16 protein-coding genes and 2 pseudogenes are annotated in these 21,969 nt (G+C 55.6%); 10 read left to right on the forward strand and 8 right to left on the reverse strand.

The annotated features are described in order from the left end of the window. The first annotated feature begins 458 nt into the window (after positions 1–458). From B723_RS21285 to B723_RS21300, 4 genes are all read left to right on the forward strand, one after another. Positions 459–1,370 (forward strand): dihydrodipicolinate synthase family protein, encoded by a 912-nt coding sequence (locus B723_RS21285; protein WP_031318920.1) that lies wholly within the window; start codon positions 459–461, stop codon positions 1,368–1,370. Then, positions 1,363–2,880, forward strand: a complete 1,518-nt coding sequence (locus tag B723_RS21290; RefSeq protein WP_017338827.1) for an aldehyde dehydrogenase — start codon at positions 1,363–1,365, stop codon at positions 2,878–2,880. The genes B723_RS21285 and B723_RS21290 overlap by 8 nt, the downstream gene beginning before the upstream one ends. Further along, positions 2,877–4,223 carry an NAD(P)/FAD-dependent oxidoreductase gene (locus B723_RS21295; protein ID WP_052909701.1) on the forward strand — a complete coding sequence of 449 codons (1,347 nt, stop codon included), beginning with the start codon at positions 2,877–2,879 and terminating at the stop codon, positions 4,221–4,223. Before B723_RS21290 ends, B723_RS21295 begins: the two co-directional genes overlap by 4 nt. Before the next feature lie 69 nt (positions 4,224–4,292). After that, positions 4,293–5,207: a DMT family transporter gene (locus tag B723_RS21300; protein WP_017338829.1), complete on the forward strand. Its 915-nt coding sequence runs from the start codon at positions 4,293–4,295 to the stop codon at positions 5,205–5,207. A 107-nt stretch (positions 5,208–5,314) separates the two neighbouring features. On the opposite strand, the gene B723_RS21305 is transcribed toward B723_RS21300, so the two are convergent. Further along, positions 5,315–6,070, reverse strand: a complete 756-nt coding sequence (locus tag B723_RS21305; protein WP_017338830.1) for an SDR family NAD(P)-dependent oxidoreductase — start codon at positions 6,068–6,070, stop codon at positions 5,315–5,317. A 12-nt stretch (positions 6,071–6,082) separates the two neighbouring features. Further along, positions 6,083–6,850, reverse strand: a complete 768-nt coding sequence (locus B723_RS21310; protein ID WP_017338831.1) for an SDR family NAD(P)-dependent oxidoreductase — start codon at positions 6,848–6,850, stop codon at positions 6,083–6,085. 292 nt (positions 6,851–7,142) lie between these two features. Here B723_RS21310 and B723_RS21315 point away from each other — a divergent pair, with 292 nt between their 5' ends. Continuing rightward, positions 7,143–7,850 carry a TetR/AcrR family transcriptional regulator gene (locus tag B723_RS21315; RefSeq protein WP_017338832.1) on the forward strand — a complete coding sequence of 236 codons (708 nt, stop codon included), beginning with the start codon at positions 7,143–7,145 and terminating at the stop codon, positions 7,848–7,850. Next, a complete protein-coding gene (locus B723_RS21320; RefSeq protein WP_017338833.1) occupies positions 7,840–8,616 on the forward strand; it encodes a pyrroline-5-carboxylate reductase family protein in 777 nt (258 codons plus the stop codon). The genes B723_RS21315 and B723_RS21320 overlap by 11 nt, the downstream gene beginning before the upstream one ends. A gap of 53 nt (positions 8,617–8,669) precedes the next feature. Here B723_RS21320 and B723_RS21325 read toward each other — a convergent pair whose 3' ends face one another. Beyond that, positions 8,670–10,706 carry an NADH:flavin oxidoreductase gene (locus tag B723_RS21325; protein WP_017338834.1) on the reverse strand — a complete coding sequence of 679 codons (2,037 nt, stop codon included), beginning with the start codon at positions 10,704–10,706 and terminating at the stop codon, positions 8,670–8,672. 171 nt (positions 10,707–10,877) lie between these two features. On the opposite strand from B723_RS21325, the gene B723_RS21330 reads away from it, so the two are divergent. Further along, entirely contained in the window at positions 10,878–11,867 is a 990-nt protein-coding gene (locus tag B723_RS21330) for an isopenicillin N synthase family dioxygenase (RefSeq protein WP_017338835.1), read from the forward strand. A gap of 131 nt (positions 11,868–11,998) precedes the next feature. Beyond that, positions 11,999–12,206: pseudogene (locus B723_RS33750) on the forward strand (helix-turn-helix domain-containing protein); the annotation flags it as partial. A 1,028-nt stretch (positions 12,207–13,234) separates the two neighbouring features. Here the strand turns inward: B723_RS33750 and B723_RS34185 are convergent. The 3 genes and pseudogenes from B723_RS34185 to B723_RS21340 all read right to left on the reverse strand — a co-directional run. Then, positions 13,235–13,327: pseudogene (locus B723_RS34185) on the reverse strand (LysE family translocator); the annotation flags it as partial. Positions 13,328–13,390: 63 nt separating this feature from the next. After that, complete coding sequence (locus tag B723_RS21335) at positions 13,391–13,606, reverse strand: hypothetical protein (protein WP_017338837.1); 216 nt, start codon at positions 13,604–13,606, stop codon at positions 13,391–13,393. 370 nt (positions 13,607–13,976) lie between these two features. Beyond that, positions 13,977–15,872, reverse strand: coding sequence for a sigma-54-dependent Fis family transcriptional regulator (locus B723_RS21340; protein ID WP_017338838.1), 1,896 nt, complete (start codon positions 15,870–15,872; stop codon positions 13,977–13,979). Between the two features lie 243 nt (positions 15,873–16,115). On the opposite strand from B723_RS21340, the gene B723_RS21345 reads away from it, so the two are divergent. Further along, positions 16,116–17,939 carry an NAD(P)/FAD-dependent oxidoreductase gene (locus tag B723_RS21345; protein ID WP_017338839.1) on the forward strand — a complete coding sequence of 608 codons (1,824 nt, stop codon included), beginning with the start codon at positions 16,116–16,118 and terminating at the stop codon, positions 17,937–17,939. Next, positions 17,932–18,171, forward strand: coding sequence for a hypothetical protein (locus B723_RS33760; protein WP_080995184.1), 240 nt, complete (start codon positions 17,932–17,934; stop codon positions 18,169–18,171). The genes B723_RS21345 and B723_RS33760 overlap by 8 nt, the downstream gene beginning before the upstream one ends. A gap of 250 nt (positions 18,172–18,421) precedes the next feature. Here B723_RS33760 and B723_RS21350 read toward each other — a convergent pair whose 3' ends face one another. Further along, on the reverse strand, positions 18,422–19,741 hold the full coding sequence (locus B723_RS21350) for an ABC1 kinase family protein (RefSeq protein WP_017338840.1): 1,320 nt from the start codon (positions 19,739–19,741) through the stop codon (positions 18,422–18,424). Further along, positions 19,738–20,202, reverse strand: a complete 465-nt coding sequence (locus B723_RS21355; protein WP_017338841.1) for a DUF3429 domain-containing protein — start codon at positions 20,200–20,202, stop codon at positions 19,738–19,740. The genes B723_RS21350 and B723_RS21355 overlap by 4 nt, the downstream gene beginning before the upstream one ends. Between the last annotated feature and the right edge of the window lie 1,767 nt (positions 20,203–21,969).

Below are 21,969 nucleotides of genomic sequence, written 5' to 3' on the forward strand. Positions count from 1 at the left end.
TTATTCAAGCCTGAGCAAACAGACTCTAACTAATGGAGCGAATGCTCGCGAAATTCACTTATCCAATTAGTCGGTAGAATATCGCTGTTGTAAGGCTACGACGGTAATCATGCATCAACAAGAAACATTTACTCTTATCAATGCATAAACAAATGTTATCGATTGAGGTCGCGGCCGCGCTGATTAAATTTCAAGTCATTGAAATAAAAGAAAAATATATTTTCAAGGGCGGGTGAAGCAACCATCTGGAACTGTAGGCGCGAGAAATACACTCTATTGACCACCTTCTTGGCCCATGCCAGTCTGGATTCAACAGTTAAGCAAAGTGCCGCAATTGATCTCATGTTTGAGCCTGGGCATCCGCCCCGTGAAAACATGAAGATTTTTATCGCGCCTAAAGGCATCCAGGCTAACGCGCTCGTTGATCTTCCACCTAACTCGCATTCGGAGCATTTATCTTGAAATTTGAAGGTATTTATACGCCAGCAGTAACTCCTTATAACTCTGATGGGGAGATTGACTGGAACGTGTACTCGGAAGTCTTGGAGTCGCTGATTGAGGCGAAGGTGCATGGCATTATTATTGGCGGGTCGACCGGCGAATATTATGCGCAGACGTCGGAAGAACGTACCGAGTTAGCGGCCTACGCCAAAGATGTGATCGGCACTCGGGTGCAACTGATCGTCAGTACCGGGGCGATCCGTACCGAAGACGCGGTTCAGTACGCCAAGGATGCCAAATCGATCAAAGCGGACGCCATTCTCGTCACCAGCCCGCCGTATGCGCTGCCGACCTCCCAAGAGAACGCGATTCACGCATTGACCATTGATCGCGCCGCCGACCTGCCGATCATGCTTTACAACTATCCGGGGCGCATGTGCGTTTCGATGGATGAAGAATATTTCACGCGTGTCAGCCAGTCGAAAAACGTCGTCGCCATCAAGGAAAGTTCCGGCGACATGGGCCAGGTGCATATGCTGGCCCGGCAGTTCCCCAACATCGCCTTGTCCTGCGGATGGGACGACCAGGCCCTCGAGTTTTTTGCCTGGGGTGCCCGTAGCTGGGTGTGTGCAGGTTCCAACTTCCTGCCCAGGGAACACGTGGCGCTTTATGAAGCCTGCGTGATCGAAAAGAACTTCGACAAAGGCCGTCAGATCATGTCGGCAATGATGCCGCTGATGAATGCCCTGGACGGCGGCAAGTTCGTGCAGTCGATCAAGTACGGCTGCGAAGTGGCCGGATTGAAAGTCGGTAACGTGCGCCTGCCATTGCAGCCCCTTGAAGCGGACGAAAAGCAGAATTTCGCGTCGGTCATTACTGAACTCAAACGTAACGTAGCCAATGTTTCTTCGGGAGCCAGCCATGGGTGATCTACTGAGCAAGGCCGAATACGCCGCTCTGGCCAAAGACATTTCGTTGCCATCCAAGGCGTTCATCAATGGCGCATTCAAGCCCGCAATGTCCGGCAAAACCTTCGCCACGAACAATCCGGCGACCGGTGACTTTTTGACCGACGTCGCAGCGTGTTCGTCCGATGATGTCGACTTCGCGGTGAGCAATGCCAAGGAGGCCTTTGAAGATGGACGCTGGAGATCTGTTTCTCCTCGAGAGCGCAAAGCGGTTCTGTTGAAGTTTGCAAACCTGCTTGAAAGCCATCAATACGAACTGGCCGTCCTCGAAAGTCTCGATAGCGGCAAACCCGTCAGTGAATGTCAGTTGGTCGACATTCCGGACACCATCCACACGATTCGCTGGCACGCAGAACTGATCGACAAGATTTATGACAACACCGCCCCGGTGGGCAGCGACGCGCTGACCATGGTGGTCCGGGAGCCGATCGGCGTGGTGGGCTGCGTATTGCCCTGGAACTTCCCGCTGCTGATGCTGGCCTGGAAAATCGGCCCGGCGCTCGCCGCGGGCTGTTCGGTCATCGTCAAGCCTGCTGAACAAACCTCGCTGACCACGTTGCGCGTCGCGCAGCTGGCGTTTGAAGCCGGTGTTCCCGCTGGTGTACTCAACATTGTCACCGGCACGGGCAAAGACGTCGGTGAGCCGATCGGTTTGCATAAAGATGTCGACATGGTCAGCTTCACCGGCTCCACCGCGACCGGCCGCCGCTTCCTGCATTACGCCGCCGATTCGAACCTGAAACGCATCGTCCTTGAGTGCGGCGGAAAAAATCCGGCTGTGGTGATGGACGATGCCCAAGACCTGGATCTCGTCGCCCAGCACGTGGTCAATGGCGCGTTCTGGAACATGGGAGAAAACTGCTCCGCAACCTCGCGCCTGATCGTCCACGCGTCCGTGAAAGACGAACTGCTGGAGCGCATGGGCGCCTACATCCGTGAATGGAAGATGGGTGACCCACTGGATCCGGAAAACCGCGTAGGGTCGCTGGTCAGCCCTGAGCATTTTGCCAAAGTGAAGTCCTACCTTGAGCACGCCGCCGCCGGAAAGCTTGAGGTGGTTTACGGTGGCGCAACCAAAGACGGTGCCTTTGTAGAGCCGACGGTGATTGACGGTGTTGGTCGAGACAATCGGCTGTTCCAGGAGGAGATCTTCGGCCCGATTCTTTCGGTCACCACCTTCAACACGATCTCCGAGGCCATTGCGCTGGCCAATGACACGGTCTACGGCCTGGCGGCCTCTGTTTACACCGGCAGCCTGCGGCGGGCAATCAAGTTGTCGCGGGAAATTCGCGCGGGCATCGTCACCGTGAATTGCTTTGGTGAGGGCGACGCATCGACCCCCTTCGGTGGCTACAAGGAGTCGGGCTTCGGCGGTCGGGACAAATCCATTTTTGCCCATGACCAGTACACCGAAATCAAAACCATCTGGATCGATGTGTCTGATCGGTCGGATGAAGAGACCGAAAAATGAGCACCCATACCATCAAGCGCCTGCCGGTAGACACCGGGGTTTCGGGTTGGGAGGCGATTTCCGCACGCACTGCGCCTGTCCGCATGCTTGATGGAAACGTGACGGCGGATTGGCTGATCATCGGTGCCGGCTTTGCCGGCCTGTCCGCCGCTCGCAGACTTTCACAGCTGCACCCGGGTGACAGCATTGTTGTTGTCGATGCTCATGAGGTCGCCAAGGGGCCGGCGGGCAGGAACTCGGGTTTCATGATTGATGTGCCGCACAGTCTGTCGTCCGGGGAATACTCCGTGGCGAGTGAGTCTGCAACGGCGCTGGAAATTGCGCAGAACCGCTTTGCGATTGCTTTTGCCGCTGCCGCCGCGCGGGAGTACGGCATGTCTACCGACACGTTCGACCCTTCCGGGAAGATCAACGCGGCCGCCACTGAACGGGGATTGAAGCTGAACGTCAATTACGCTCAATCCCTTGAACGCATTGGCGAGAAGTTCGAGATGTTTGATGCCGCGCACATGCGCGAAATCACCGGGTCCACCTATTACCACGGCGGAATCTACACCCCCGGCGCAGTGATGATTCAACCCGCGCAATACATCAGGGACCTGGCAGCAGGGCTCGAAGGTAAAATCACGCTGTTCGAACGCTCTCCGATTATTGAATTGACCAAGCAGGGAAGTGGCTGGAGCGCTCGTTCTGATAACGGGACGGTGTACGCGCCCAAGGTCATTCTGGGCGTTAACGGGCACATCGAAGACTTTGGCCATTATCAAGGCCGCCTGTTGCACGTCTTCACTTACGCGTCCATGACGGCCGCTTACAGTGATGATGTATTCAGCAAAGAGGTGCCGGGCAAGGCCAGGTGGGCGTTGTTGCCGGCGGATCCAATGGGCGCGACCGTTCGCAAGATCTCTTCAGACGGTCAATCGCGTATCGTCATCCGGACAAAGTTCACCTATGACCCGAGTATTCAGGTCACTCCAGAGCGGGTAGCTGCGGTGGCCAAAGAACAGCGACATTCCTTGGATGCGCGCTTTCCCGAATTGAAATCCACTGCGTTGGAATTCAGTTGGGCCGGCCGTCTGTGCCTGAGTCGAAACAGCGCGGCTGCATTTGGCGAGATTGAAGAAAACCTGTATTCGGCTTGCTGCGAAAACGGGCTGGGTACTGTGAAAAGCACCCTGGCAGGTGTGATGGCTGCGGAGTTGGCATCGGGTACGCGTTCGGAGTTTCTTGATAGCTTCAGTCACGCACCTGGCCCCAGCAAACTACCACCCCGGATAATAACGAAGCTGGGCGTCAGTTCGGTTATTCGCTGGCATGAGTTTTGGGCCGGGCGAGAAGGCTAGCGAATTCAAGTTGTCGGCTATTGACCGACTTCAAAGTCTGATCGGAACGATCTACGAAGGAAAACTTGATTGAAGAGCGACCGAACAAACAACACCGCGCACTTAACGACGCCCACCGTTATCGCCACTCCTGGGGTCACAAGGCCCCAGCTCGGGATATTTTTATGCCTGCTTTCAATGCTGATCTTTGCCAGCCAGGACGGCATAACCAAGGTGCTGGTCAAAGACTTCCCGGTCGCCCAATTGGTCATGGTGCGTTATTGGGTGTTTGTCGTTTTTGCTCTCGGATATGCCGCCTACCAAGGTAGGGTAAAGGCGTCGTTTCGCAGTAAGCATCCCTGGCTCCAAATCCTTCGAGCGTTGCTGGCCGTGGGCGAAACCATACTGTTCGCGGTGGGGCTACGACATTTGGGCCTGGCGGAAATGCACGCGATATACGCGGTATTTCCGCTGATGACACTGGCCTTGGCGGGAGCGTTGCTTGGGGAGTTCATCGGCCTTCGGCGCTGGGTTGCTGCCGCGATAGGGTTCACCGGCACACTGATCATCCTCCGGCCAGGCGCAGGCGTCTTTGAACTCGCGGCGCTGATTCCGCTGGTGGCTGCTTTGGCATTCGCGGTGTTCAACGTACTTACCCGCCGGATTAGCCTGCACGACTCCCTTGCTACGAACATGCTCTTTATGGCGTGTGTGGGTGCCCTGACGGTCACATTTGCAGGGCTGCCGGCATGGGTTTCTCCGACTCCAGTCCAGGGCCTCTTGATGGGGTTACTGGCATTGACGGGAGTAGTCGCACAGATTCTCTTCATTCAAGCATTGAAATACGCAACCGCTTCTAGCTTGCAGCCTTTCAACTATGCGCTTCTGGTATTCGCCACGCTGATTGGTGTCATCGTTTTTGCCGAGCGCCCTGATACCTGGGTGTTTGTCGGCGCAGCGTTGGTGATTATCGGTGGTTTGTATGCGATCAAAGCGAAGACGTGAACAGGTAATACAGCGTTCAACTTAATCCTCTGGAGGCCGTCTGGTTCCGGCAACCTGCAACGGAGGAGGGCAAGTGCCTTCCGCCGTCGCCGGTCAGTCTGCTTCGATCAAAACGGCAGTGGCAGTTTCGCCGTTCGCCCCCCATCCACCACCAGCACCTGCCCGGTGATGAAGGCCGACGATTCGGAGGCCAGGAAAACGACTGTCCCGCCCACATCCGCCGGTAATCCGGTACGCCCGACCGGGTGAAGGCGCAGGAGTGCCTGGCGCGCCGCACGCGGATCGGCTTGAGCGGAAAGGTATGCATCACTCAACTCGGAATTTATCCATCCCGGAGCAATGGCATTGCAGCGAATGCCATCTCGGCCGAGATCGATGGCCAAGGCTCGGGTCAGCCCATGGATACCCGCCTTGGAGGCACAGTACGCGGCATGTTCAGGGTTGGCGCCTAACCCTTCGATCGACCCGATGTTGATGATGCTGCCACCGCCTCGCTGACGCATCTGAGGCACCAACGCCTTGCACAGGAATGCTGGCGCTCGCAGATTGACAGCCATCATGCGATCCCAGTCCTGCTCGGTCATATCATCGATGGACTTTTCGAACATGAACCCGGCGTTGTTAACCAATACATCGACTCCGCCAAGCTGCTCCTGGGCGACCTGAGCAATCAAACTCGGAGTCTCCATCGAAGCGAGATCAGCCTCGACGAAATAGACTTGAGGGTGATTTTGCAAGTCGGCGTCCAGTGCCTGGCGCTGAGCGATCAACACAGAAGCGCCTGCCTCCAGCAATTGTTCGGTGATGCCGCGGCCAATCCCTCTGCCGCCCCCGGTCACCACCACATTTTTACCGTTGAGCATCGCAACCTCTCCTTAGCCGGATACCGGCTTCGCGCCTGTGACTTCTACCGTTTCACCGGCGATGTACCTGGCCTCGTCGGACGCCAGAAATGCGATGACATCCGCAATGTCTTCAGGCTCGGCGATGCGGCCTAATGGCACGCTCTTGTTCAGTTCCTGTACGGCTTTGTCGGGATCCAGGCCTCGACGCTCAAAGCCGCTGCGTATCATCGGGGTATTGATTTCGTGCGGGCACACGGCGTTGACACGGATGCCCAAAGGGGCGCAATCGCGGCCCAGATTCTTGGTTAAAGCCGCGACGGCCCCTTTGCTTGTGCAATACGCCACATGGGCTGGACCGGGATAAATGCCCCAGACAGATGATGTGTTGACGATTGCGGCGCCTGGGCGATTTTTCATGTGCGGTATCGCGGCACGGCAGATGAAGAACACTGCATTCAGGTTTACGCCCATGGCGTCAAACCACATGTCGTCAGTCGTTTCCTCAATCGTGCCACGGGGAATAATGCCGGCATTGTTCAATACGATGTCGATTCCCGAAAAGATATCGACGGCAGTTTGGACAATCGCCTCGCAATATTCCTTACGGCGTAAGTCGCCAGCCACGTAATGCACTTCAGCGCCCAGGTCACGGACTTTGGCGGATATAGATTTGCAACCGGCTTCATCAAGATCAGATAACACAAGCTTTGCGCCTTCTCGGGCGAACAATAATGCTAACGCCTGTCCGACGCCCCCGGCAGCGCCGGTGATGATGACCACTTTATTATTAAACTTCATGACACCTACCTATTGTTTTTTTCGGTAGAGCCATTATTTGGTTTCATTGGTTCTAATCGTCCAGCAACTTTTTTATAGGGGCAAAGATAACTTTTTGTTATCTAAAAGTTGGAATCCGCTGGTAATCAAAAGTGACCCGTCGTACGGCTCGGGCGGTATTCATTGAGGCAGTCCGTTGTGAGACCGAATGCGAATCATCGTCTAAAAAATGTACACTGCTGTACATGCCGTGTACGCCGCGGCCCCTGAGGTGTACAGTAGGGAAGAATTCTTAAATGAAGGTGCAACCCGAATGTCACAGACAGGAAGGGCGAAAACCAAAGCGCAGGATGCAGGCTGGCGAGGGTCCGTCGATGGTTGGCTGGATGCTGCCTACGATGCTCTTAAAGAGTCGGGAGTGGAGGCTGTGCGGGTGATGCCGCTGGCCAAACGCTTGAACTTGTCTCGCACCAGCTTCTATTGGTTCTATGAAGATCGGGAACAGCTGCTGGCGGCGCTCCTCGCTCGATGGCGGGACAAGAACACCGGCGGTATGGTCAGCCAATGTGAGAGTTATGCGGAAAGTATTTCCGAAGCGATTCTCAACGTCTTCGAGTGCTGGGTGAACCCCGAGCTGTTCGATTCACAGTTCGAATTTGCCGTGCGCAGCTGGGCGCTGCAATCGGACGAAGTCAAAGCTGAAATCGCTCTGGCCGATGAGGCACGGATGAATGCCCTGGCCGCGATGTTCCGACGGTTTGGCTACGACGCCGAGGGGGCTGACGTTCGGGCCAGGACGATCTACCTCACGCAGATCGGCTACATCTCCATGAAAACCAATGAAGATATTGTCGTTCGATTCAGACGGATTCCTCAGTACGTGAGCGTGTTTACCGGCAAAGTACCGAAGAGGCGCGAGCTGGACCGCTTTTATGGAAAGTTCGGCTACGCAGAAAAAGAACCCGGCGTTTTCGTCCCCTTGGTCGAGACATTCGAGGAATCCACTGCCGATGGAGAATAGAACGCTGGGCATCATTGGCGGCACCGGCTGGCTCGGGCGTGCAATTGCCGAGGCGCTCCTTGATAACGGTTTCATCAAGCCTGACCATTTGTTGATCTCGAACCGCTCCGGCATCAGTACCTTCGAGCCTGGTGTGAAGCTGCTGTCCGACAATCAACAGTTGGTGAACCTCAGCGATATTGTCGTGCTGTCCATCCGGCCGGAGCAGTTTCGTGAACTGCAGATCAACGCCCGCGGCAAGCGAGTGATTTCTCTGATGGCCGGCGTTCCGGCGGCAGCCATCAGCGCGGCCACCGGTGCGGATGAAATAGTGCGGGCCATGCCGAATGCGGCCGTGGAAATCAGACAGTCGTACACGCCCTGGTACTGTGTCGGAAACTTTTTTGAGCGCGATCGCAACTGGGTGCAGCGACTGTTCGAGTGCGTAGGCTCGGCGGACGAAGTGCCTGATGAAGACTGCATTGATTACCTCAGCGCGTTGTCCGGGACTGGGCCGGCCTTTCCGGCAATGTTGCAAATGGCACTGACTAATCAGGCGGTGGCTGCGGGAATTCCTCTTGCCATCGCGCAGCGCGCTGCACAAGGCGTAGTAGTGGGGGGCGGCCAGATGCTTGCCCGCCGCGATCCGCGGCAAATGATCGAGTCGTTGATGGCTTATCGTGGCGTGACGGCCGCAGCGCTGCAGTCGATGGCCGATCAGGATATCGAATCCATTGTGGGGCGAGCAGTAAAGGCTGGCGCTGAGGTTGCGCGGCGGGGAATGTAGCTGGGGCAGGGGACATACAGTGAAGGCCCGCTGAAGGGCCTTCACTTTTGGACTTAGATTTCTTTCACCAGGCGCAAAGCGTCGTAGATGGCTGCGTGGGTGTTGCGAGCAGACACGGCGTCGCCGATCCGGAACAGCTGGAAGCGCCCTTCAGGATTGGTGACGATGTTCTGTGCCGTGCCGGCGATCAGGTCATGCTGCTCTACCGCGCCGCCATTGGTGGAGAGAGGACGCAGGTCGAAGTACAAATCGTCCAGGGGAAGGGTGCCGTGGTTGACGACAACCTGATCGACCACACGCTGCTTGTGGACCTTTCCGTAATCGCTGCCAAAGGTTGCAACGAGCCCGCCATCACGTTTTTCCACGGTATCGACCCGGTAGGTGACGGTGAAGGTGACGTCCAGGTCCTGCAGGCTTCGCATGTAGGGCACCAGATTCATAGCCATGACTTCAGGTGCAAACGAGCGGTCGGGGGTGACGATTTCGACTTTCGCACCGCTTTGCGCGATGACCTCGGCAGCCTGCAGGGCAGCATGGTCGCCAGCATCGTCGAAGATCAGTACGTTGCGACCGGGCTTGATGTCGCCGGAAATGATGTCCCAGGTTGAAACCACGAGTTCGTTGCCTTTGCGCAGCACCTCGGTATCAGGCAGGCCGCCGGTCGCAACGATGACCACGTCGGGCTCGAAGGCTTGCACAGTGTCGGCTTCGGCCCAGGTGTTGAAGTGGAACTTCACCCCCAGCCGCTCGCATTGCGCCATGCGCCAATCAATGATGCTGATCATCTCACGACGACGTTCGCTCAACGCCGTCAGACGAATCTGCCCGCCTGGTTGGTCAGCCGCCTCAAGCACTGTTACCTCATGGCCGCGCTCACCGGCGACCCGCGCCGCTTCCAGCCCGGCAGGGCCGGTACCGACCACCAGAACCTTGCGCTTGACGGCGGCTTTGGGAATGTCATGTGGCATGGTGGTTTCCCGACCCGTCGCTGCGTTGTGAATGCAGTAGGCCGCGCCGCCCTGATAGATGCGATCCAGGCAATAGTTGGCGCCCACGCACGGGCGAATGTCTTCTTCGCGCTTCTCGATGATTTTGCGCACGATGTGCGGATCGGTCATGTGCGCGCGGGTCATGCCCACCATGTCCACTTTGCCCGAGGCGATCGCGTAGCGCGCGGTGGCCACGTCAGGAATCTTGGCCGCGTGAAAGGTCGGAAAGCCTGTCGAGGAACGGATCTCGCCTGCGAAGTCGAGATGGGGTGAGTTGCGCATACCCTGGATCGGGATGACATCAGTCAGGCCGGCGTCTGTATCGATGTGACCACGCACGACATTCAGGAAGTCGACCAGTCCGCTGTCCTTGAGCATGTGAGAAACCTGCATGCCCTCGCTGGCAGTGAAACCACCGGGCAATTCTTCATCACCGGTGTAACGAACTCCCAGTAGAAAGTCTTCGCCTACCCGCTGACGTATGCCACGCAAGACGTCGAAGGTAAAACGCATGCGGTTTTCCAGCGAGCCGCCGTAAGGGCCGTCGAGGTCATTGGTCAACGGCGACCAGAACTGGTCCATCAAATGCCCGTAAGCCTGGAGTTCCAGACCATCGAGGCCTGCGGCCTTCATGCGTTCCGCGGCGTCTACATAGTCCTTGATGATCCGCTCGATGTCCCATTCCTCCATTTTCTTCGGGAAGGAGCGGTGCGAAGCCTCGCGACGGTGTGACGGCGACACCACCGGTAACCAGTCGGCCTTGTCCCAGCGGGTGCGACGGCCCAGGTGAGTCAACTGGATCATCACTGCCGCGCCATGTTCGTGGCATTCATCGGTCAGGTCCTTCAACCATCCGACTACTTCGTCCTTGTAGGCGAGCACATTGTTGAACACCGGCGGACTGTCTCGGGATACGGCAGCGGAGCCGGCAGTCATGGTCAGGGCGACACCGGCCTTGGCGCGCTCCACGTGGTAGGCGCGATAGAGATCCTTGGGCATGCCGTCCACAGGGTAGGCCGGTTCATGGGAGGTGGTCATGATCCGGTTTCTGAGGGTCAGATTCTTGATTTTATAGGGTTGCAGCAAGGGATCGCTGGACATCGTGGTGCGCTCCAAAGTGGGCTTCATCAGGCTTGGCCACTTGAAATTAGGACAAATGTACACCTGTGTCAACGCTTGGTGACACAGGTGTACATTTTGCTTGCGTGCCAAAAAATCCAGGATTAACATCCGTCAAAACCAAGACCGACTTGTTTGGATAGGAGAGGGCACGTGACAGAGTTATTTGATATTCGGCTGGCTAGTAAACAGACAGCTTTCACTGAAATTCCAGTCATCGATATATCGTCGCTCATACACGGCAACAATCCGCTGACGGTGGCAACCCAAATAGGTGATGCCTGCGAAAAGGTGGGGTTCTTTTATATAAAAAACCATGGCATTGACCAGCAACTCATCGATGAGATGTACACGTTAACCAAAAGATTTTTCGAACTTCCTTATGAGGAGAAAAACAAACTCAATGTCGTAAACTCCGGGCTCACGCTACGTGGTTATATACCGATGTATGCGGAGAACGTCGATCCGGCTAATACCCGCGATTTCAAAGAGTGCTTTGATTGCGGAGCTCATTACGACGAGGTCTCTCCCTTTTTTGGTCCTAATCAAATGCCGTCGGCACTGCCGCAATTCGAGAAGGTTGCCGAAGCGTATCACTCCGCTGTATTGGCGCTCGCAAGAAAACTCATCGGCGGGATAGCGCTGAGTTTGGGGCTGCCACAAGATTACTTTGAACATCTTCAACGCAAGCCCATCACTATTCAGCGAATTTTGCACTACCCGCCCCAGATCGGAAGGATCTCCCAGGAAGAGATTGGTATCGGGGCGCATACGGACTACGGTTTCTTGACTGTCCTGTCTCAAGACGCAGTTGGCGGTTTGCAAGTCAGGAACCGGGCAGGGGAGTGGGTTACCGCCCCTCCAGTTGAAGGCACTTTTATTGTCAACATTGGTGATCTGGTTCAAACACTCACCAACGATCGCTATACCTCGACAATGCATCGCGTCATAAATACCAGCGGTCTAGAGCGTTATTCAATACCTTTCTTTATTGATTTGGATTTCGATGCGGTTGTTGAGCCTGTACCAACCTGTGTAAGTGAGACTTTGCCCGCGAAGTACGAAGCCTACACGTGTGGCAAACACAAGTTTAAGCGTTTCGTTGATAGCTATGCGCATCTGCAAGAAGTCGAAAAGGCATGATCGCGCTTTAAGCTGTGCGAATGCCTTATTTAAGAGTTCAAAAATTATCATTGCAGCTGTGAGACGATTGTTCCACTGGGACCACAAGACTCACCTTGGTGTGCCTTGTGGTTTTTCAAGAGATATTCATCGCGATGAGACCGCTGCAGTATCGGAAATGGCTGCGGTTAAACGAGGCGCGTCGCTTGATGCTCAATGAACATCAGGATGTCTCCAGCGCGGCTTTTAAGGTTGCTTACGAAAGCTTCGCAGCTCAGTCGCGAATTCCATGATGTCGGTCATCGCCATCGTAAACCTGCGATTAGAATTGAAGGGATGATTCGTCGCCGCAGGGAGTAGCCGGTTGACGATTGCTCTGGGCGCCTGTCAACGAACGCTACGCCGAAGCTGCCCGGGGTGGGTGATCAGACGGTTTGAGCGTTGATGACTGGATCCGTGGGGAATGAGTTTGGGGATTGGTAACTCTAAAGAGCCCTTTGGTAGAAGTTCCATCCTAACATATGATTTAACATAATATACATTATGCGCACCTTTGGATAAGAGCCTGGGAGCCAAGAGACGCGCCTTTCAATGTGCTGAAAGCCCCCGACCACGCTCAATTCAGCCTACGGTCAATCGTTGATGTAATGTTCACGGGTCAACGAAGCGGGATTGCCGCTCACCAGGTTCAGCCTTTGATGTGTCAGAACAGCCCCTTTAAAGCTAGCTGGAAGCTCTTTGGAGAACCGGACAAAGCCTTCGTCAGACAACCAACGAACGCAACTCGTGAACAAAAACTCCTCAGCACTTGCCGCAACATATCCAGCTCCATCCCAGCTATTGCCTTCTCGATAGACAGTCTGATGATCGGCTGAGTCAGCTTGCAAGTGAACGGGCTCGGGGAAAGTTCAGCCACGTGCTAAACCGCTCAACAGGCGGAATTACAAATGCAGCAGCCGTCTTGGGCCTGAGCGAGGCCAGGCTAAATGAGCTTTGCGCGGACAATTCAATGACTACGAGGAAAAGGATCTGATCAAGTACCTAGAGAAACTCAACCACGGCGGGAGTTTCGCGGGCGGAAAACTGGAGGAATGAGAGTTACAGCCTTCTGCTTCTGCTGGCATTTAATACGATTAAGTTATAATTATGCTAAATGGTTCTTTAGTTTAGTTATATTGGAAATCAACCAGCCTCGGCGTCAGAAAAAGAACAAGCTCCGTACTGTTTGAAACGGTCGAGCTGCTGGTGAATAACCACTTAAAGGACGATGGTGAATCTAGCCTTGCGCTCGATGATTACCCTGGCTTAAAAGAGGCAGACGCTTCATCAAATCAGTGGTGATGTTTTGGCGCCCGTGCTGCAGTAATCGGTATTTCGCGGCCCTCCTCTTATGCAGTCTGTCGACGAATAGTCAGGATGGCTGCTCCGAAGCAGATGAACGTCGACTCAACTACCCAGCGGACCCACTGGGATAGCTCGGGTCATCACGCACTTGCCCAAGAGACCAGTGCGGCATACAGACTAAGAAACGTCACCAAGCCCAATCACGCGAGCTTTATGGCTCCGCCTTGGATATCGTCACGCGCCATTCGTAAGTCAATAGCGTCCTGGTTGAGTCGGTGAATCATGTTGAGCAACCGTTGACGTAGCACTTCGTCTTGAAGCTGCTCTACTGCGCGCATCATATCGAGCGCCGCTACCTCATTGTTAGTGGCGACGGAGTCGAGCAGTTTGCGCATGCTTCTTGATGGTTGATTCATCTCCAACTCCCTGGATTTCAGTGACGCGAATCATATGACCAGAATGTTTCATCGATATTTCAGCTGCACGAACTGGCTTTAATCACCGGCTCCGGCTCATTTGGCGCTAGCTGGAGGGGTGCCCTGTGAGGTGTCAATTACGCTTGTCGCGCCATCCCGTGATGTAGCTAAATCGCTACCATTAAGCAGGGCCTTGCCCGAATGAGCGATCACAACAATCAACATCAGGTGCTACCGCTGAATGAGGCACGTAACGAAGCTCAAGCGAGCCCGTCCCTCTCCGGTCAACCGATTAGGTCGAGAACACATGTCGTATCTACCCTCAGTCCAGGTCCACAGAGACAGGGAACACGACGATATCATTCTGCATTCAACCGGGTCGTGAAATACCGTGGTGGCGCAATTTGCGATAGAGCGTATTGCGGCTGATCCCCAAGCGAGCAGCAACGTGGGCGATATGCCAGTGTTCCGCCTCAATCAATGTGAGCAGTGTCTGCCGCTCGGATACGCCCAGCGGATTTTCTGCCAGCGCAATTGTCGCTGGCACTACCGGCAGCAACTCCTCCAAATCATCCAGGGTCACACGCCCTTCCAACGCCAACGCTACCAGTGTGCGCAGGCACGTACGCAGCTGCCGGACGTTGCCCGGCCAAGGCTGCGTCAGCAGACGCTCTCTGACGCCAGGCTCTAGCCGAATTCTGCCCCCTGCCCCCTCATCGCGCAGCAATAGGTCGAGTAAAAGCCCCTTGTCTGATCGTTCGCGCAGCGGTGGAAGGTGCACGGCGAACCCCGCAATGCGGTAGAACAGATCCTCGCGCAAGCGCCCTTCGGCCACGCAGACGTGTAGATCCTGGTGGCTGGCACTGATGAGGCGAACATCGAGCGGACGTGCCGTCGCGCCGCCTAAGGGCACCACCTGACGCTCTTCCAACACGCGCAGCAGGCGAGTCTGTAAAGCCAGTGGCATATCGGCGATCTCATCAAGAAATAGTATGCCGCCATGGGCCTGTTCCAGCTTACCGATCATTCCGTCCTTGCGTGCGCCGGTGAAGCTGCCACCGCGATAGCCGAACAGCTCGCTCTCGATCAGCGCTTCTGGAATGGCCGCGCAATTTATCGCCACAAACGGCTGGCTCGCTCTGGAGCTGGCGCGATGCAGCGCCGCAGCAAAAGCCTCTTTGCCGGTACCGGTTTCGCCCTGTAAAAACACCGGAACGTCACGCTCCAAAACACGCAATGCGCGAGCAAAGCCGCGTTGCAGGCGCGGGTCTTCCAGGCACACATGCACGTCGTTAATTTTGGGGATTGCAGGAGTGACTAAAGGCACCTTGCGTAAGGGTTCTCGCAACTGTCCGTAGAGCAGGCGTCCGTCCAGCAGCCGCATTGGCCAGCAGACACTTGGCTGCGAGCTGGCCTGACTCATCACCTGATCGAGAGGTGTCTCCAGCAGCATCGTCAGAGATTGCCCAACCACCTGCTCACGGCTGAGGCCCAGCAGCTCGAGCGCCGCATGATTGACTGAACAGATACAAGCGCTTTCGTCAAAACTGAGCAACCCCTCCCCCAACAGCCCGACGTAGCCGGACTCCGGGTGGAAGCGCAGCAAGTATCGCTGCGGATCATGCCCCAGGAAATAACAGCTCTCGATCATATGGGCCGTCAGGTTGGTCAATGCCATTGCTTTGAAGTGCTGCTGAAGACCTTGTTCCTCTCGCACAGAAGAGAGGTTAAGAACGGCGAGCAGCTCTCCGTTCGCATCAAATATCGGGCTGGCCGAACAGGTTAAGCCGGCATGCTTGCCACGGAAATGTTGATCACGACGGATAGTGACATGCTGTCGCTCGACCAAGCAGGTGCCGACACCGTTGGTACCCTCGCAATCCTCGCTCCATATCGAACCGAGCCATAATCCGGAACGCTGAAATTCGGCTCGTTCGGATTCGTTAAACACACTGTCGATCGCCACACCGCGAGCATCGGTGAGTAGCACCACGTGGCCATCACGTCCGAGCTGTTGGTGCAAGTTGCTCATCTGCCAGTGCGCCACAGCGATGATGTGTTCCAGTGGCGCGCGGTGATCCTGCAAGCGTGGATGCTCAACCACGTTAGGTGCGCGGCGACTGGCAGGATCGAGCTGATATTGATCCAGGCACCGGCGCCAGGATCGTGTGATGGCCAAGTCAGCAATAGGGCCATGGGTGGCGTGAGTGCCCTGCACGGCTTGCAGCACTTGTTGTGCATGGGCGTTGATCAAGGCCGGCTTCATTGTTCTTGTTCTCCGTTACGGTCAGGACACGGGTCTGTTTGCAGCTTATATGAAAAGACCGGAACCAGCGCTTTTTGCACCGAGTGACACTCTGTCATCCACCATTTCCAGAATCGTGACAGATCTCCGAATCCAAGGCTGAGCAACACCGCAGCAGCCGCTCTGCAATGGGGCTTTCGCGAAGGTGGCCCGAGCCTTGCTCAGGGGCAAGTTGTACAAAAACAACAAGATCGGAGAAGCCCAATGAACATCGCTGTTGAAACACCTCTGCACACGCCAACTGCTCAACTCGCGGCTTGGGTCGAAAACCTCGGCGAGCGTCTCGCCCAACGTGATGTGGACGGCGTACTGGAACTGTTTGCCGAAGAGTGTCACTGGCGTGACCTGCTACTTTTCAGCTGGAACCTGGTGACCCTCGAAGGCAAGCCTGCCATCCGAGACATGCTCGAAGCACGCCTCGACCAGACTCGTCCTGAGCGATGGAAACTGGAAGGTGAAGCGACGCTGAATGACGGTGTGCTCGAAGGTTGGATCAGCCTGGAAACCGAAGCGGCGCGAGGTAAAGGCTACGTTCGCCTAAAAGACGGTGTGTGCTGGACGCTGTTGACAGCCATGCGCGAGCTCAAAGGCTTTGAAGAACCCAGTGGCCGCCGTCGTCCAATGGGTGCAAGTCATGGTCACACCCACACCGACAAACGCAACTGGTTAGAGCGTCGCCAAGATGAAGAAGCTTCGCTAGGCATCACCACCCAACCTTACTGCCTGATCGTTGGTGGCGGCCAAGGTGGGCTGGGGCTCGCTGCGCGGCTCAAGCGAATGGGCGTGCCAACTCTGATCGTCGACAAAGCCGAGCGTCCTGGAGATCAGTGGCGCGGTCGCTACAAGTCGCTGTGCCTGCACGACCCTGTCTGGTACGACCATATGCCTTACCTGCCCTTCCCCGATCACTGGCCAGTCTTCACCCCAAAAGACCAGATTGGCGACTGGCTGGAAATGTACACCAAAGTCATGGAGCTCAATTATTGGCCGCGTACCGAATGCGTAAGTGCCAACTTTGACGAGCAAAGTGGCACTTGGAAGGTTGAAGTGCAGCGCGATGGCGAGCATGTGACTTTACAGCCTACCCAGTTGATCCTCGCCACCGGCATGTCTGGCGTACCCAATGTTCCCACTTATCCGGGTGCCGAGGCTTTCAATGGCCAGCAGCATCATTCCAGCCGCCATCCCGGCGGAAACGCCTGGAGCGGCAAGCGCGCGGTAGTAATCGGTGCGAACAATTCGGCTCACGATATCTGCGCCGACCTTGTGGAGAACGGTGCCGAGGTGACCATGGTGCAACGCTCCAGTACTCACATCGTGCGCTCTGACAGCTTAATGGATCTCGTCTTCGGGGGGCTCTACTCCGAAGATGCCTTGGAGTCGGGTTTGACCACCGACAAGGCCGACATGCTGTTCGCCTCGATCCCCTACAAGGTAATGCCAAGCTTTCATCAACCAATCTTCGAAGCGATCAAGGAGCGTGACAAGGACTTTTACGAGCGCTTGGCCAAGGCCGGGTTCATGCTGGATTTCGGTGACGACGAGTCTGGCCTTTTCATGAAGTACGTACGCCGTGGTTCTGGTTACTACATCGACGTCGGCGCCTCCGAACTGATCGCCAACGGCACGATCAAGCTCAAGAGTGCTCCTGGCCTGGGTGTTGAACGCATCGAAGCGGATGCCGTCGTGCTCAACGATGGCAGCCGGCTACCAGCAGACCTGATCGTCTACGCCACAGGCTATGGCTCAATGAATGGTTGGGCCGCGAAGCTGATTTCCCAAGAAGTCGCTGACAAGGTCGGTCGCTGCTGGGGCCTGGGTTCCGGAACCACGAATGACCCTGGCCCATACGAGGGCGAACTGCGGAACATGTGGAAGCCAACACAGCAAGAAAACCTCTGGTTTCACGGTGGCAACCTGCATCAGTCACGGCATTATTCGCTGTATCTGGCGCTGCAGTTAAAAGCGCGCTTCCAAGGCATCAACACGTCCGTCTACGGCCTTGCCGAGAGTCACCACACTGGCTGAGTCAAATGGCGCTCAGCCGTGGTTGGGCGCCTCTCCACAATGCCCCGGACGGATTCGGGACGAAGCGCTGCGGGAGCGCGAACTGGTCGGCGACGCTGTGTATTTGATAGAAGAATTTGTTGGCAGCATGCGCTGCCTAATCCTATCAAAAAAGCCTCAAATCACGGATCGGATAGACGAGCTCACGGAAGCATGGAATAGCAGGCAGCTTGGTAACGCCCAGGAGAAATGAGACAGCTGCAATGCGCTTCGCGAATCAATCGTGGTCGGCCAACTGCGGAGTGAACCGCGCAGGGCATATGAAGACTTTGGGTCGAGCCGGGCTTAAGCCCGAATGAGCGATAGCCGATGTAGCTATAGCTCCGCAGCCCAGCAAATCGCCAATTGAATCAGAGATCAGATATTTGCGGGCCGAGAATTATGCAAAGGCATGGTTAAACGGTAGCGGTACCCAAGGCGTGCATTTACCGTCCATAAAGCGCTCAAATCACGTAAGGCTCGAACAGCCTCCGGACATTCACCCGCGCCTTCAGCTTCGCGGCCAACAGGTACAAACCTACCACCTTGCGATGCAGAAACAGCACATCCACAGGTGGCGTGTGCCAGAAGTCGCGGTCGGCACCTAGTTCCCAACCGGTATCACGTAGGCGTACGGCCAGGTCAGACGTCGCAAAGTCATAGGCACCTTGATGCCTCAGTGGTTCGCAGGCCTGTGTAATGAGCTCAGTGAGTACCGCTCGGTGTTTGGGCAGCGTTTCAGGCTGAAAGTAGCCGACGTCCAGCGCGGCATTGGTGATGGCGGCACGGTCTTCATGCAGGCCTCCAATCAACAAGCGGCGATAAGCCTCGGTAGTGTTGCGGTCATAAAGTCGCGTGGCGCCGAAGTCCAACAACACCATCCGTCCTGAGCCTTGCTGATAACGGTAATTGGCAAAGTTAGGGTCGGTCTGCACGCACTGGAACTCGAACACCTCGCGCAGAAACAGGCCGAATAGCAACATGATGATCCGGTCGCGCTCTGCTTGGGGCGCGTGCTCTAGTGACTCCACCGCTACCCCGTCAACGAAGGACATCACCAAAATATTCGGCGTGCTGAACTGGACATACGCACGAGGAACCAGAAAGTCAGGACTGTCCGCCAACAGTTGATCAAAGCGCTGTAAGTGATCGGTTTCTTTCATGTAGTCCGCTTCATCCTGTAGCTGACGCTTGGCCTCTTGGAGCAATGGGCCGACGTCCATGCCCTTAGGCAGCATCCCGGACATGCGCAGCAAGGAAGCAACGTTATCCACATCGCTGGAAATACTCTCGCGCACGCCAGGGTATTGCACCTTGATCGCCAGGCGTTGGCCGTCCTTTCCTTTCGCAACATGAACCTGGCCGATGGACGCTGCCGCCAATGGCGTGAAGGAAAACCGTTCGAAGCGCCCTTCCCAGCCCTTGCCCCAGCTTTCGTTAAGGACTGCCACCAACTGGCTCATGGGCATAGGATGAGCGTCGCAACGCAGACGAGAAAGGATTTCGCTGAACTCGCGCGGCAACAGATCACCTGCATCCATCGATAACAACTGCCCAATCTTCATGGCGGCGCCACGCAGTTGCGACAGTTGCTCGACCACCCGATGCACATTGCCCGACGTCAACAGCAGTTCGCTGAGCGCCGGACGTTTGCCCTGAACCCACTGCCGAGCGCCTTCGGCTAGCATGCCGCCCGCGACGCCCGAGGCCAAACTGCCTAAACGCATCAACCGCGATAAGCGGCTGCCAGGCACGGGCAACGAGCCGGGCACACGAGGCTTCATGAATGAAGCGCCTCAACGATCGCGGCAAGCAGCAAGCAGACGCTCGCCACGAGGGTAAGCCGTAATCGCATCGGCAGGTACCAGGCGGGCAAGCTCGTAACCCGCAACAGCTGCCTGTCCTGCCGAAGGTGGACAACAAAGCCGATGACCAGCAGCAAGCAACCCAATGGCATTGGCAGTAACGTGGCAATCCAAGCAATAAGCGCAGGAATGACACTCCAGATGAACCGGTCGCTGCCCTGCTCGGCGCTCATGTCTTTCACTGTCATGGCGAAGCCCCAGTGTAAGGCGCCGACGAAGCTCAGGATGACTGCGCCATAGTTAACAAGCGCCATCGCAAACAACGGCCGATAGTCGAGAGAGAACGGGATCAGCAGCGCCAGAAAAATAAACGGCAACAGACCGCCATAACCCAGCAGGCTGACGTGCTTTGGCAGAGAGGTTGAAGGCAACGCGTTCATTTGTATTCCTTGCAGTGAGCGACACTCAAGACTGTAGGCCCAAAAGCCCCGCTTGGGCGAGATTGATGGCGATCCGAAGCTGAGGTCAACGTAATGAGTCGCTTTGTAGAATTAGGTCATTGCCCCATTGCTTTTCGGGCAATCAGGCGACGCCATATGAGGCGCTTCGCATCCTTGAGATCATGCTCAGTGCCTGCATTTACCAAGTCGACAGCACCTTAGAACCCTTCCAGCCTTCAGTTCTTCGTGAGCGGTTTTTTAAAACGTGCCAATGCAATCAACAGATTCTTGAAACCAAAATTAATAGGAAAACCGCGCCAGCAGTGCTTTGCCTGGTCGTCCAAGATTGCTTGCAGTAAGTCATGACGCGATGTGGCTGGCGACGCTGTATGAGATGAACAGGCGCTAGAACACGAAAATCACGACTACAAATTTTCGGAGATGTCTGGTCGTTTCACCATCGGTTTTAAGCATACGAGCCCGGGCTCTCGCTGACGAATCCCAGTCCTTCATCGGGCCACCTAGCTTTTACGAACCGATCCGCTCGCCATCTTGGTGCATCACCGAAACCAGACTGTGACTGCCGTGGCTCGACGTTGAGAGAAGCGATAATACCTATACAAAAATAACTTTGTGTATAGGTTTTCTGCAATCTGTGTCACTCTGCCATCAGTCAGCTATCACCAGCGGCTCACGCTCGTACCTCGCCGGGCTCTCGTCACTTTCAAATGGGCGGTAGAGACAAGTAGCCCTTAACACGGACAGCAAAACAGAACCACCACGTCTTGCCCGTACAGGGTCTATCTAAGAGCTCAGCCGATGAAAAACTCCATCACACTAGCCTCGCGCATAGGCCTTGGTTTCGCCGTAATTGTGTCGCTGCTCATACTAATCACCGCCGTGGGCATCCAACGTGTGGGCTTTATCGACTCCACCCTGGAACACGTAAGCGAAAATGCGGCCAAGATTCAACGTTACGCTATTAATTTTCGCGGGAGTGTACACAACCGAGCCATTGCTATTCGGGACGCAGTGTTGGTGGATAGTGATAAAGACTTAACCGTCCACCTCAATGAAGTTATCAATCTAGAACAGGCCTACTCCGATTCAGCCATGCCAATGGATCAGCTATTTGCAACTGCAGGGGTAACATTGCAGGAGCAACAGCTGTTACTGGCGATTAAAGATATTGAAAAGCAAACGCTAGCTTCCACCAAGTCGGTAATTGCTTTGCGTCGCGCCGGAGATATTTCAGGTGCACAGGCTTTGCTGCTGCGCCAAACCTCCGGTGAATACAGTGAGTGGTTGAAACGCGTGAATGCATTGATTGACTATGAAGAAGCCTCGATCAAAAGCCAACTCAGTGCGGTACAAGCCACCGCTAGTGAGTTTCGAGGACTGATGCTCATGGCCACCGGGATAGCGCTGCTGCTGAGCATTATCCTGGCGATCTCAATTATTCGCTTCGTCAAGTCAACGCTGGGTGCTGAGCCGACTCTGGTTGCACAGGCTATCCAGCGATTGGCGGCAGGTGACTTGCAACAAATCATTGTTACCGATTATCCGAACAGCGTGATGGGCGTCCTGAAAACTGCCCTAAGCCGTTTGGCTGATACCATTAGTGAAGTACGCATTGCGGCCCAAGAGGTCAACAATTCATCTAGGCAACTATTGACCACATCGTCCACCAATAACAATCAAATCAGCCTGCAGAACCGCGAAGCCGAACAGGTGGCAACTGCAATTACGCAAATGGCGGCAACGGTC

Origin of the sequence: Pseudomonas fluorescens NCIMB 11764 (assembly GCF_000293885.2) — a bacterium.
Classification (GTDB): domain Bacteria; phylum Pseudomonadota; class Gammaproteobacteria; order Pseudomonadales; family Pseudomonadaceae; genus Aquipseudomonas; species Aquipseudomonas fluorescens_B.